The following is a 13,611-nucleotide window of genomic DNA, read 5'->3' as shown; positions in this document are numbered from 1 at the left end:
GGATCGTTTTATTTAATACGTTTCATTCAAAAAAAGAACCTATAAGTAATTGCTTACTTATAGGCTCATTTTTGAATGAAGAATCGTTTATTTCAGACGCTCTGGCATCATGCCTTCTAAAAATCCCCAAACGCCATTGCTGATTCGTAATTCATCTCGGTCATAGTGAGAAAGTTCTGTTCTTATTAAGTGATCTTGTCCATCTAACACTTTTTGTGCCCAATGTGGATCAATTAATATTGCGCGACCAACGGCTGCTAAATCAGCTGTTGCCAATACTTCTTTTACATCAGCACTAGTTCTAATATCCCCGACACCAATCAGTGGAAGTCGACCATTGATCATTTCTTTGATATAGTCGATAATTGGTTTTCCTTTAAACTCATCACTAACGGAATGGTTTTTATAATTACTCATTGACAAATGTAAATAATCTAACGGTTTATTAGACAATTGATCTACTAAAAATAGCGTATCGCTTAAACGAATCCCTGGATTTTCATATTCCTCTGGTGAAAAACGATAGCCTACAACAAACTCTTTGACGCCTGATTGATCAACGACTGCTGTAATACCATCAACCAAATCATTAATGAACTTAAAACGTTTCTCTAACGAGCCACCCCACTCATCTGTTCGTCTATTAGAATGTGGAGAGAAAAATTGTTGGATCAAATAGGTATTTGCTCCATGTATTTCTACACCATCAAAACCTGCTTTGATGGCTCGTTTTGTTGCTTGTTTGAAGCTTTCTAAGATCTCAATGATCTCTGTTTCCTTTAGCTCTCTTGGTGTTTGTGCATCTGGACGTTCAGCCGCTACAGCACTTGGTGCGACAGGTTGTACGCCTTGTAATACTTTCGAATCTGTCATACGTCCACCATGAAAAATTTGTAGAATCGCTTTTGTATGATTTTTTTTAATAGCAGCCGCTAACTTAGCAAGACCTGGAATAAACCGATCGTCATAGACACCTAACTCTCCATCCCAGCCTTTGCCTCCTTCATGAACATTCGCTGCTGCAGTAATAAATGCACCTACTTCACCCGTTCGTAATGCATAATAGTCTATTTCATCATTTGTTACAACACCGTCAAAAAAAGACATCTTTGTCGTCATCGGTGCAACAACTAGTCTATTCTTTAAGTGTAGTCCTCTTTTAAACGTTAAACCTGAATCTAAATTACTCATCAAATTTCCTCCTCTTTAACATGCATGCGCATGCATATAAATAGATAATAAAGAATAAAAGACTAAAAAGCAACTCATTAGCCTTTTAACTAAAATACTCTTTTAAAATGGCATCCACTTCTTGTTCAACTGAGGCCAACAGTTTTGTACCTTCATCAGTCAAATCAACATATACACCACGTTTATCATCTGAACAATTTTTTCTTTCAATCACAGAAGGGCTTCTGTCTTCCAATCTTTTGATCAAACGAGATAAGGCACTTTGACTCAAACACAAATAGCTCCCTAAATCGTTCAGTCGCATATGACAACCATTTTGTTTCAATTGGTATAAGGCATAATATTCACTTGTAGTAAGTTGATTCTTTTGCTTTAACATTTCTTCTAATTTTTTTTCAACAATAGACTGCTTTTTTACAGAATCCAGCCATTGCGATATAAGAGGTGTTTCCATTTACTCATCCCTCCCAGACTCTTCTCTTCAACTAGTTACATTTTGCTTGTTTTTGGTAGAAAAGTCAAAATTTTAAAACCTCACTCGTAACATAAAAGCCATGGAATTGTAGTCCCATGACTTTTGATTCTTTATTATTCAACGTTTAATTCGCGTTTAAAATCCACATAAATCCTACGAAGACAAAGAATAATGCATACATGATCGGTGATACTTCTTTGCCACGTTTTGCAGCGATCATTGTAATTGGATAAAAGATAAAGCCAAGTGCAATCCCATCAGAGATACTGTACGTTAATGGCATGCCTAACAAAATCAAGAAAGAAGGAATGGCAATTTCCATTTCTTTCCATTTGATTTGACTAAGTGATTGCGCCATCAATACACCTACAACAATTAGCGCTGGTGCAGTTACTTGTGATGTGACAACTGAAAGCAATGGAGAGAAAAACAAGCCCACAACGAAGAATAAGCCTGTTGTCACAGCTGTCAATCCAGAACGTCCACCCACCGCAATACCTGCAGATGATTCTACATACGCGCCCACAGGAGAAGTTCCTAAAAGAGAACCTGCTAACATCGCTGTAGAATCTGCGGCTAATGCTTTTCCAACACGAGGCATTTTGTTGTCTTTCATAAAGCCTGCTTGATTCGCTAAACCAACGAGTGTTCCAGCCGTATCAAAGAACGTCACTAATAAAAATGTCAACACAACGACCCATAACTGTAGAGAATTTATGTCTCCAACATGTTTTAATGCAACTAAAAAAGTCGGTTTAAGACTAGGTGCAGCTGAAACGATTTTAGTTGGCATATCAATCAAACCCGTTACTAATCCTAAAATAGTCGTCGCAGTCATTCCAATAAAAATACCACCTGGAACACGACGTACCATCATGATCGCCGTAATTATTAGACCAAAAATAGTCAGCCAGGTCGTTCCAACATTCAAGGGGCCTAAAGCAACCAATGTTGATTCATTAGAAACAATGATTCCCCCTTCACTTAGACCTAGAAATGCGATGAATAGACCGATTCCGCCTGAGATAGCAAATTTTAAATCTGCTGGAATGGCATCAATGATCAATTCACGTAGTTTGAATACGGTAATCAAAATAAAAATCAATGACGCGACAAAAACACCGGCTAACGCAGTCTCCCAAGGAATCCCCATTCCAACACAAACTGAATAAGCAAAAAAGGCATTGATCCCCAAAGCTGGTGCTGTTGCGATTGGATATTTCGCAAAAATCCCCATCAAAATACACCCTAATGCGCTAGCTAGTGCTGTTGCTGTAAAAACAGCTCCTTCATCCATTCCGGATGCGCCCAAAACTGTTGGGTTTACAAATAAAATATACGCCATTGAAATAAACGTTGTAAATCCAGCTAAAAACTCACGTTTAACCGTCGTATTTAATTGATCGATTTCAAAATAGGAAATAATTTTTTCTTTCACTTGATATCCTCCTAAAAACTGAATAATAAATTGTTCATAAAATTGCATTTTATTACGTAAACAACGTGTTCAATCATATAATAAAGAAGGGAATAAGTAAACAATAAGATTGAACTGTACCGGCTTGTACCACTTTTTGAATAAAAAAATGACAGGCTTTCTTTGCTAAGAGCACCTGTCATTTCACTATTCAATTCCTAGACTGTTAGATTAATTTTTCTCCATCTAATCGTTGCTTCAAAAGACGTGATACAACATATACTACAAAAATAGCAATCATAGACCCAACCACAACATCACTCAAAAAATGAGCCCCGATCCTAACTCTTGACCAAGCGACTAAACAGCCAAATACACTTGCTAAAATGGTTATTTTCTGCCGTTTAGCTTTCTTTGTCGGGGTAACAAACAGTGGTAAATACAAGGCTAACCACGCTTGTTCGGAATGTCCTGACGGAAAGGATTTGTGTCCGTTTACTCCATTGATCTTGAACCAACTTGTAAACTCTGACCAATTATTTTGTAGTTCATAAGGGCGTAGCCTTCCCCAAAGTCCTTTCATCACATCTACAATCGTATTCGCCGTATAAACTGCAACGATAGCACCTAATCCAACAACGACTAACCCATTCATTTCCTGAAGCGTTTTTTCTTTCAGCCAACGATTACACAAGACACATCCTATCGCAAAAGTCAGTAAAGAAAGTAGGACTAAAGCTGGGAAAAACCATTGTGGAAAATGGATTGCCCCACCACCATCATTATTCGCAGCGCCAAGTGGCTGATTATGTTGTCTGTTGTTTAGCGAAGTTACTGTGTAAAAAAGCATGATTTTGATCATTTGCCAGATTTGATAGCCTCCTGCCACAATGGCAAGAACATAGATACTTCCCTTAGAAAAACTGGATAAATCACTTTTTTTCGCATAGTACATAAAAATTTGAGTGGCCATAAAAATAATAATTCCTGGAAAAATCAAGCCATAATTTTGAAAAAAAGTACCCACTATCGACCCCTGATTCATCAGTCCTTGACTGATTTGTTTATCCCATAGTCCACCAACCAATAACAACATCCCTAAACATCCAAGTGTTACTAACTCTCTTTTTTCTTTTATAACATTCATTAATAAACCTCCTATCTACTTTCAATTGTAAAAAAAGATTGTTGCGTTATTATATGATACTCGTATAGATTTAGTTAAAATTAAGTAAAGGTATGAATGAAAAAAGGTTTTAGGATAAAACTCAATGAGTTTATCCTAAAACCTAAACAATATTATTTTGACTATTTTAGCTAGGATACATTTCTATCCATTCCCTACGATAGTAGCAAATCCATTGTTCAAATCTGCATTTTGTGACTGATCAAAGTAAATCATATTTTCATTATTCCCTTGATTTTGCATTGTTACTAATACAATCGGTTGCCCATTTAAAATGGTAAACAGATACAAATGTCTTTTTAACTTATCTGTCGTAGCGATATCTGAATAGATAGCGACAACGTTATAAATATCGCGGCTATTTCCATCTGTAGACCATTGCAGCGTTGCTTGGCTTCCTCCAACAGCGATATTATTATTAGACAAAACGCTTGGGAAACTATATCCATACCAATCCGCTTCCGTCCCTGGAGCGTATTCTAAATACGTTTGTCCCATCACACTCCCCCAACTTTGCATGAACGAAAATAGTTCCAATCTTTTTTGGTGACTCCATAAAGTAGTTGCAGCGGGCGCGGGTGTTGGTGTCGGTGCTGGCGTTAGTGCTGGTGTCTCTTTCGTTTGCGTTGTGGTCTCAGCCGTTTTCTCTGCTTCTTTTTTACTTGCTTCACGTTTCGTAGCTCGTTCTTTAGCTCGCTCCTTGTTTATTTCATCGGTCAGTTCTTTTCCATATCTTTTTAGAGAAATTGATCCCTCTTTAGACATGCCTAATTCTGACAATTTTTTTAAAGCATTCGAATAGTCTTTCTCTTCTTTTAAAGAAACGGCTTCTTGATATAACGTGACTTGTTCTATCATCTTCTTCGCCTCTTTACTATCCTTTTTATATTCCAAAGCTAGTTGAAATGCGCCTATCGCTTTCGAACTATCTTTATCAACAATCGCTTCTTTCCCTTTTGACATTGCTGCATCGTATTCAGATTGTTTTTTGTTACTGGTTGTTGTTTCGGTAACCTCACTCGTCGCTGAAGTTCCGTTTTTCTCATTTGAACATCCCGTTACCAAACCAATGATGAAAAACGAACTCATCACAATGATTATCTTTTTCATACGTGTACACTCCTTTTATAAGTTTCATTTCTCCTATCTCCATTATCTATTACTCTTCTCTTCATGACAAGCTTTGTTGTACGTTTATTTCATCTAAAGCTTGTTTTATTGGGGATTGGATGATGTTAACATAAAAAAATCGTGGGTTCGATTTCTCACCCACGATTCCTTCTTTTTTTATAGACATACTGAATTTAAGATTATTTTTTCTTAAAGCCCATATCTGTTAATTGTTTTTCGCCCTCTTTAAAACTAGTACCTGTTTTCACGCTATTTTCTGGCGCCTCATAGGTGATCACGGTTTCTTTGTCTGTATACTTCATTTTAGAATCCTTCAAATTCGAAGATTTCTCAAATGCGTCTGCTACTTGTTTCGCCATGTCTTCATCTGTAATGAATAATTTTTCATTATCAAAAACAGCTTTACAAGATACTTTCGTTACTTTATCCCCTTTGTGCTCAATAGTGATTGAAACATCCGTTCCTGCCATAGGCGATTGTGTGAATGTATCTGTTTCGGCCTTTCCACCACATCCACTTAAAACAAATACCATTACCAATACTGAAAATACCCCTAGAAATTTTTTCATGTTGTCCTCCTAAATTTTAATTACATTTTACATTATATCAATTCTTCCGTTAAAACAAAACGAGATAATTAATACATATCTAAAGGATATTTCCGAGATTATTTTTCTATAAGAAAGTATAGTCATTTTTCAAAAGATAAGCAGCAATGATTGTATCCACGAAAACGCCGAGTTCTTTCAATTTTTTACACGCCTAACTTGTTCATGTTTCATTTGATTTAGTGCAAAAAAGACTATCGGTAAATAATTAAAGATAAAACTAACTCTTTGACAAAGTCCAATTTGGTTGAGTAATGGGAACTGATTGATTACTGGAATTCTGGCTAATCCGTACATCGTAGCAAAAAAGAAGCTAACTAGCGACAGTATCAAATATCGATTACTGTATTCCCTTTGCCCCTGTTTCTGATAGAATACATACAAAATAAATGGGAAGAATAAAAAGCCTACATAGCCTAAACCAGACCCAATATTATGAATCCACGTCGATAAATTCCATGTTGCTTGCTCAGTATTGATACTGAATAATCCTGTAAAAATACAATCTCCTATACCATACGCTCCAATCGCTAAGGCAAGTAGACTAGCTATTATAGGAGACGTATCACTGAATGCTTGATAGACTGCTGGTATTGCAAAGACAAAAAAGACACCTGACACCACTGACCAAACTAAAAAAGCCTCTCTAACTGGACTATCTACATCACCAAATACGCTGATCACCATCGTTCCTTGATTCATCTTAGGATAAAAAAAGCCCAAAATATAAGGGGTTAAAAAATCACTGATTGCCCCTACTAATAAAAAATGAATGCCATATCTTTTAAGAATAGTCATTGTTAACCTCCTATGCAAAAAAATGTCGTCTATTCTGCTATTCCAATTATACGCGTGTATAAAAGAATTTAGTACGTTTTATCCTTTCAATGAACAAAAGTTTGTTATCTCTCAGTTTTTTATTTTAACTTTTATAAAAAAATTATTTTACTAATCCTAACAGTAACCGCTTGCATATCTACTGCCAATCGTAATAGAATTATAAGACATACTTCATTAGGAGGACAATAATTATGCAAAATTTTGATATCCCAACCATGCGCAGTCAAATAAGAGCAAGCGATGAACAGCGTGATGCGGGTTTGACTGAACCAGATACACTCGAAATGTTCAAGAACCTATCTTATGGACCTCATGGTGTTGAAAATACATTTGATCTCTATTATCCCAAAGGCACAAATACTTGCTTGCCAACGATCATCAATATTCATGGTGGTGGGTTCTTTTATGGGGATAAAGAGCTGTATCGTTTTTATACGATGTATTTAGCAACACAAGGTTTTACTGTTGTAAATTTTAATTATCGCTTAGCCCCAAAACATCACTATCCAGCACCTTTAGAAGATACAAACACTCTGATGAATTGGCTAATCGAAAATGTGGAAAATTATTACGTTGATCTTGATCATCTCTTTTTGGTTGGCGATAGCGCTGGAGCTCAATTGGCAGAACAATACGCCACGTTAACGAGCAACTCAACTTACGCACAAAACTTTTCATTTCCGGTTGCTACTGTTCATTTTAAAGCAGTGGCTTTGAATTGTGGCGCTTATTTTATTGGACAAGATACCCCTATCAATCAAGACTTTTCATATTACTTTGGTGAAACAATCACACCTACTCTTGAAAAGCAATTTCCAGTAGAAGCCTACATCACAGCCAACTTTCCACCTGCTTTTGTTACAACTGCTACGCATGACTTTTTAAAGGATCTTGCTCAACCACTGACAGATTTATTGAACGAAAAAGGCGTTAAAGCACATTGCCAACTCTATGCAAGTCCAGATTATTCTGAATTAGGACATGTCTTTCATTTAAATCAAAAAAGTGATATTGCCAAACAATGCAATGATGAGGAAATGGCTTTTTTCAAAGACTTTCTTGCCTAAAAACTGATTGATAGCGCTCAGTAACATTACGGAAAGACACTTGATAAACTAAAAAAACAGCTCGTATGATCAATCGACATACGAGCTTTTTTTCATGTTTCGTTAAGCACTATTTTATTCATTCAGTGATTGTACTGCCCATGCAGATGCATACTCTTCACCAGCTGTTAAATCATATTGGATCAAGCGATAATCCTGCAGTATTTCTTTTTGCTTATTTGTCAATTTATCTTCTGTTATGGTTTCATTTTTATCCGTAACAAAGATTTTTTGACCATTATAATTATTAGATATACTCGCTGAAGGATCTGTCGTAGAGGCCAACACGTCATTCGTAATTTTTGTCATCAACGCATAAAATGGCGTTACTTTAATATTCGCTTGCTCTAAAGCCAATGCTGGGAAATTATATGGAGAAACAATTTTTTTATCTAGCTTTTTACTTCGTTCTCGACTATAACGATTGCTATAAATAAAATAATCCGTTTCATGCTGAACTAAACCATATTTACTCATATTATTGCCACTATAAATTGAAGGTAAATGGTCTCCATAAAAGACAAACGTAATCGGTTTTTCAATCTTGTCCAACTCTTGTATAAACTCTTCTACAGCTTCATCCGTGTAATGAATCCCTTGCATAAACGTGTTTAATTCTGGTTGTCGGTCTTTCACAACAGCTGTGCCGCTAAATGAATAATCATTTGCATGATAGTAATTTTCTTTATACGGCATATGGTTTTGCATCGTAGATACTTGAATAAATTGTTTTTTATCCAGATTATCGTTTATTTTCTCTAAGGTTTCTTTATAAGCAGAAGCATCGGAAATATAAATATGTTCATCGATTTTATCTTGATAAGTCAGTTCATTTGGACTATCTAAATAGTAGAATTTATCAAAACCGAACTTGGCGAATACTTTTTTCCGATTATAAAGCGTCGCAACATAAGGATGGATCGCTATACTTTCATCAAACAGATTTGTGATATTAGGAGAAACCATCTGTTTTTCCACTAATTGGGTATATGGCGTTGGGAGAGTTGGCGAAAGATTACTGATGTCCAAACTTGTTAATGAACTCCACTCCATATTTGCCGTTCCACCACCGTAACCATTTGACAACATCCAGCCGCTCGTATTTTTCTTCATTGTTTGACGAATATACGGAATCGGATCTTTCTCGATAGTCAAATTAGGCACTCGCATAGGATCACTGAAACTTTCACTTAGATTGAAAATAACCGTTTCATTGTCCGCCCAGTCTAATCGATTGCTATTAATGGCGTTCGCTTCTTGATCATACTTTTTCATAATCTCTTTGATTGTCGCTTCAGAATAATCTGCTGGTCGCTCCATAACCTTAATATCGATATTATTCAAAAACTGGACGATTGGTCCATTTATTTGAGCACCTAATTTTTGATTATAAAAATAGCGATTCACTCTGAAAAGATTGAACATTAAGTAAGAGGGTGAATTTTTATGATTGACAAAAAAGAGACTGGAAAAAAACACGAGAATAATCATCATAACCGTTACTCTTTTTTTCCCATTTGGTTTTAAATCATACCGTTGTCTTGTTCTGCGCTCTAATAAATAGCTGGATATTGCTAATAGAACGACGACGATCACTCCGATAAGAATAATAAACGGATTAACCATATCAAGAATTTCTTTGATCCCTGTCAGCATTTTTAAATCCGCTGGCAATAATGGTTCTTCACGTAATGAAATCTTCAGATAGTTGGTGATCGTTATCAACAAATCAAGCATCACTGTCAAAATAAAGGAATGCCAAAATCGATTCGTAAGAACGAATACAAACAAGAAAAACAACATAATAATCAAAACATTCAATACAATTGGCGCTTGTCGTTTCAATAAAATAAACGCATACGAGTTAACAGTATCGGATACACTTATATTGATTTGAGATTCAGAAATCAAAAACATCTGGATGATCGTAAAAACATAAAAGAAGATTGCTGCAAAAACAAGCCTTCTTTTTTGTGAGAGCCATTTTAGCACACTAGAAATCTTGTTCTTCAACGCATCCAGTGAATCGATTCTTAACGACCTTTCCAACCATTTAAACACCATTGTTTTTTGTGCTAACACATTAATGATGATTAATAAAATTGACGCACTCAGCCATAGAATCGAGAAGATTACGATTGCTTTTAACCACTGAGCACCTGAATTTTCGTATGGCTTTTTATAAAAAGTGCCAACAAAATAAGTCGCAACAGGTGAATTGATTGCAACTTGAGTACTTATCAACGTCGTGGCAATCATTGAAGCTGATACTTTCAATCTAAGTTTTTTCATACGGGATAAAGTTGCAAATAAACTCAACGTATAATACATCCCAAACACTGAAAATGGTACACAAAAACGTGTTGCCGTCGATACATCACCATGCATAAACATGGAAATCTTGGTCATGACAAAAATAGACCCAACTAACAAACTAATGCTAAAAATCAAATGAAGAAACGGCCAACGTACTTTTTGAATTAGCGCTAATCTTTTCAGCGCATACCCAACAAAGAACAAATAAAAAATCCAGACACTATTTTTTCCACCTTGTACAACCCAAATATCTTTATTAAACAAAGTTGGCAGTATTACAAATAAGAACGAAGTAAGCATTACCCCACTTTTTATCTGTTGATCGGAAGTTGTATCCAACCACCTCACGATATTCGGTAAACATAACAAGGCCAGCACGCAAGAAACGGCATAACCATAGTGATTTTGACTGATTGGAAAAAAAATAGACCAATAGTCCCGCATATTCAATGCATTTTTAAGAACATAGAACAAAATATTTACTAAAAAATAGGTACCAATATACATTAAATAGTATCGGCTAATGTTTTTAAACACGTTCTTCTCTTTGATCTTTTCTGAATTGAATCCGAGATAAAGCGGGAAAATATTTACCCCCACCATCACAATGGTATTCATCACTTGATAAAGATAAAAACGACTTAGGTAACTACCATACTCTGGAACAACCGTTGCAGATTGCAACACCCTTTGAACCACCATAAATAAACAGGCTATAATAATTGGAACATAATTCAGCCTTAATGACTTTTCTTTCACTACAAAAGCTCCCTTTTCATTAAATCTAACACTGTATTTATTTCATACCTCTGCTAGTATAACATAAATCAATCGACGTAAATCACGAATATCAGCATATTTTAAGGTTTTAAGCTGTTCACCTCTCCTCTTAAACTAAAGCTGGTTATTCCCTAAATTAACGACTTTTCAATGTCTAGCTTTTTGGAAAATCATACTTTTCACTGATTAAGGTGCATCAATAGATAAAATCAGCAAAAAGACCAATCAGCTAGTAGAATGATTGGTCTTTTTATGTGTCTTCTTATATATCTTTCAAAACTCAATAATAAACTTCATCTAAAAATAGCCCTTGCGCAGGTAAGGTCATTCCTGCCTCACTCCTGATTTTACTTTCAAATACTTCATCAATAACATCTAGTGGCAATGTTCCTGACCCGATTTCCAAAAGTGTGCCCATCAAGATTCTAACCATTTTATGTAAGAAACCATCTCCAACAAAGGTAAAATGAATTAGATTCCCTTCTTTTCGAATTGAGAGTTTATCAATCGTCCGGGTCGTCGATTTTTTTGTCTTTTTGAGAGAAGAAAAACCAATAAAATCATGGGTTCCAGTCAATTTACGACATGCCTCATTCATCAACTCAAAATTAAGTGTTTCAGAGTAATGAAAACTATAATTACGCTCAAAGGCAGAAGGTATCACATCATTCCAAATAAAATAGCTATATTGTTTCCCTTTAGCATTGTATCGAGCATGGAATCGTTCAGGAACTTCCTCTGCTTTTTTTACAACGATATCTTGTGGCAGATAACGGTTTAGAAATTCAATCATCTCTGGTAAAACTATTTTACTCTCCGTTTTGAAATTGGCGATCTGTCCTCTTGCATGCGTGCCAGCATCCGTTCGGCCAGAACCAATGATTTCAATTTTGGTCCGTGTCATTTGGGTTAAAATATTTTCGATTTTCCCTTGAATCGTTTTATCCGAATCCCCAAGTCTTTGCCAGCCAAGGTATCTAGTGCCATCATATTCGATCGTTAACTTAATGTTTCTCATATTTTTTTACTTACTCCTCTTAAAAACACAATTTTTTCGTTGATTCTATTTATCTTAGCTTCTATTATAACAGTATTACTGCGTATGATGAAGTATCGTCGCTTTATACTTCAACTAGCCAATTGTTCTTATTTAGTCTATTTCATGTCACTTTTTTATAATAGATTTACTTGACATTATATTCACGTTCATCTATATTCTATATAGACGTCCATCTATATTCAGGAGGAATCGAAATGGATTACAAAAAAATTTCTTTAGTACTCAAAGCTATGGCCGATCCTAACCGAATGAAAATCATCGATTTACTTTCATATAGTAGCATGTGTGCTTGTGATGTACTGAGACATTTTGATTTTACGCAGCCGACTCTTTCACATCATATGAAAGTTTTAGAAAGTGCTGGGATTGTTTCTGTAAACAAGCAAGGCCAATGGCATCACTACACGTTAAAAGAAGAATTTGTAAGAGATTTTATGGCTTCTATGGTGCAATTACTTTCGGATAGCGGAGAAGATTGTCTTTGCCAGAATACTAAAGAAACAAAAGGAGATCGCAATTAAATGACTTATGCACTAGAAATAAAAGATCTAAAAAAAGTATACGCAACAGGTGTCGAAGCGTTAAAGGGAATTAATTTAACCGTAGAAGAGGGCGATTTTTATGCCTTACTTGGGCCAAATGGTGCTGGTAAATCCACTACGATCGGTATAATCACCTCACTGGTCAATAAGACTTCAGGACAAGTAAATGTTTTTGGTTATGATCTTGATAATGATTTGGTCCTTGCAAAACAACAAATTGGATTAGTCCCTCAAGAATTCAATTTCAACCCCTTTGAAACCGTCGAACAAATCGTTGTCAATCAAGCTGGTTATTATGGTGTTTCACGAAAAGAAGCACTAAAACGAAGCGAAAAATATCTGAAACAATCGGATCTATGGGAAAAACGGAATGTGCGCGCACGGATGCTTTCTGGCGGGATGAAACGAAGATTAATGATTGCTCGTGCGTTGATGCATGAACCTCGTCTTCTTATTTTAGATGAGCCTACAGCAGGAGTGGACATTGAGTTACGACGAGAAATGTGGGATTTTCTAAGAGAATTAAATGCAAATGGCACCACCATTATCCTAACCACTCATTATCTTGAAGAAGCAGAAATGCTTTGTCGAAATATCGGGATCATCCAATCGGGTGAACTAATTGAAAACACTAGCATGAAAACACTTCTAGCGAAACTACAATTTGAAACGTTTATTTTTGATTTAGAAGATTTTGAGAAACAACCTGAAATCATTGGGTATAACAGTAGTTTTGAAGATGAACGGACACTTGTTGTAGAAGTTGAGCGTGATCAAGGAATCAATGAATTATTTGACCAACTGACAAAACAAGGCATCAAAGTTCTCTCTCTTCGTAACAAATCAAATCGTTTAGAAGAACTGTTTCTAAAAATCACAGAAGAAAAACGTCACGTGGATGCTCATTCGACCGCTCAAGAATCAAAGCAGTAAAAGGAGATACGCTATCTTATCAGACC

At 35.8% G+C, this 13,611-nt stretch carries 12 protein-coding genes; 3 read left to right on the top strand and 9 right to left on the bottom strand.

All coding sequences use genetic code 11. The annotated features are described in order from the left end of the window. Positions 1-87 precede the first annotated feature (87 nt). From I586_RS15040 to I586_RS15010, 7 genes are all read right to left on the bottom strand, one after another. On the bottom strand, positions 88-1,191 hold the full coding sequence (locus I586_RS15040; RefSeq protein WP_010763729.1) for an NADH-dependent flavin oxidoreductase: 1,104 nt from the start codon (positions 1,189-1,191) through the stop codon (positions 88-90). An 85-nt stretch (positions 1,192-1,276) separates the two neighbouring features. Beyond that, a complete protein-coding gene (locus tag I586_RS15035) occupies positions 1,277-1,645 on the bottom strand; it encodes a MarR family winged helix-turn-helix transcriptional regulator (protein WP_010763728.1) in 369 nt (122 codons plus the stop codon). A gap of 145 nt (positions 1,646-1,790) precedes the next feature. After that, positions 1,791-3,104, bottom strand: a complete 1,314-nt coding sequence (locus I586_RS15030; RefSeq protein ID WP_010763727.1) for an NCS2 family permease — start codon at positions 3,102-3,104, stop codon at positions 1,791-1,793. Positions 3,105-3,309: 205 nt separating this feature from the next. Further along, a complete protein-coding gene (locus I586_RS15025; protein WP_010763726.1) occupies positions 3,310-4,230 on the bottom strand; it encodes a phosphatase PAP2 family protein in 921 nt (306 codons plus the stop codon). A 183-nt stretch (positions 4,231-4,413) separates the two neighbouring features. Further along, complete coding sequence (locus tag I586_RS17010) at positions 4,414-5,379, bottom strand: DUF4767 domain-containing protein (RefSeq protein WP_010763725.1); 966 nt, start codon at positions 5,377-5,379, stop codon at positions 4,414-4,416. A 200-nt stretch (positions 5,380-5,579) separates the two neighbouring features. Next, the gene (locus I586_RS15015; protein WP_010763724.1) at positions 5,580-5,969 is read right to left on the bottom strand and encodes a DUF1307 domain-containing protein; all 390 of its coding nucleotides are present in this window, start codon (positions 5,967-5,969) and stop codon (positions 5,580-5,582) included. A 177-nt stretch (positions 5,970-6,146) separates the two neighbouring features. Beyond that, positions 6,147-6,806, bottom strand: coding sequence for a DUF998 domain-containing protein (locus I586_RS15010; RefSeq protein ID WP_010763723.1), 660 nt, complete (start codon positions 6,804-6,806; stop codon positions 6,147-6,149). 233 nt (positions 6,807-7,039) lie between these two features. On the opposite strand from I586_RS15010, the gene I586_RS15005 reads away from it, so the two are divergent. Next, complete coding sequence (locus I586_RS15005; RefSeq protein ID WP_010763722.1) at positions 7,040-7,915, top strand: alpha/beta hydrolase; 876 nt, start codon at positions 7,040-7,042, stop codon at positions 7,913-7,915. A 114-nt stretch (positions 7,916-8,029) separates the two neighbouring features. On the opposite strand, the gene I586_RS15000 is transcribed toward I586_RS15005, so the two are convergent. After that, the gene (locus I586_RS15000) at positions 8,030-11,029 is read right to left on the bottom strand and encodes an LTA synthase family protein (protein ID WP_010763721.1); all 3,000 of its coding nucleotides are present in this window, start codon (positions 11,027-11,029) and stop codon (positions 8,030-8,032) included. Between the two features lie 301 nt (positions 11,030-11,330). After that, a complete protein-coding gene (truA, locus tag I586_RS14995; protein WP_010763720.1) occupies positions 11,331-12,068 on the bottom strand; it encodes a tRNA pseudouridine(38-40) synthase TruA in 738 nt (245 codons plus the stop codon). Between the two features lie 236 nt (positions 12,069-12,304). On the opposite strand from truA, the gene I586_RS14990 reads away from it, so the two are divergent. Beyond that, positions 12,305-12,631, top strand: a complete 327-nt coding sequence (locus I586_RS14990) for an ArsR/SmtB family transcription factor (RefSeq protein ID WP_010763719.1) — start codon at positions 12,305-12,307, stop codon at positions 12,629-12,631. Next, positions 12,632-13,585, top strand: coding sequence for an ABC transporter ATP-binding protein (locus tag I586_RS14985; protein ID WP_010763718.1), 954 nt, complete (start codon positions 12,632-12,634; stop codon positions 13,583-13,585). Positions 13,586-13,611 lie beyond the last annotated feature (26 nt).

Origin of the sequence: Enterococcus moraviensis ATCC BAA-383, assembly GCF_000407445.1 — a bacterium.
Taxonomy (GTDB): Bacteria; Bacillota; Bacilli; order Lactobacillales; family Enterococcaceae; genus Enterococcus_L; species Enterococcus_L moraviensis.
Note: the sequence above shows the minus strand (reverse complement) of the source record. Positions and strands in the feature narration are given on the sequence as shown.

Excerpts from the sequence above, each read along its gene's own strand:
- I586_RS15025 (WP_010763726.1), bottom strand. The coding sequence starts at position 4,230 with ATGAATGTTATAAAAGAAAAAAGAGAGTTAGTAACACTTGGATGTTTA.
- I586_RS15010 (WP_010763723.1), bottom strand. The coding sequence starts at position 6,806 with ATGACTATTCTTAAAAGATATGGCATTCATTTTTTATTAGTAGGGGCA.
- I586_RS15005 (WP_010763722.1), top strand. The coding sequence starts at position 7,040 with ATGCAAAATTTTGATATCCCAACCATGCGCAGTCAAATAAGAGCAAGC.
- I586_RS15015 (WP_010763724.1), bottom strand. The coding sequence starts at position 5,969 with ATGAAAAAATTTCTAGGGGTATTTTCAGTATTGGTAATGGTATTTGTT.
- I586_RS14985 (WP_010763718.1), top strand. The coding sequence starts at position 12,632 with ATGACTTATGCACTAGAAATAAAAGATCTAAAAAAAGTATACGCAACA.
- I586_RS14990 (WP_010763719.1), top strand. The coding sequence starts at position 12,305 with ATGGATTACAAAAAAATTTCTTTAGTACTCAAAGCTATGGCCGATCCT.
- I586_RS15035 (WP_010763728.1), bottom strand. The coding sequence starts at position 1,645 with ATGGAAACACCTCTTATATCGCAATGGCTGGATTCTGTAAAAAAGCAG.
- truA (WP_010763720.1), bottom strand. The coding sequence starts at position 12,068 with ATGAGAAACATTAAGTTAACGATCGAATATGATGGCACTAGATACCTT.
- I586_RS17010 (WP_010763725.1), bottom strand. The coding sequence starts at position 5,379 with ATGAAAAAGATAATCATTGTGATGAGTTCGTTTTTCATCATTGGTTTG.
- I586_RS15040 (WP_010763729.1), bottom strand. The coding sequence starts at position 1,191 with ATGAGTAATTTAGATTCAGGTTTAACGTTTAAAAGAGGACTACACTTA.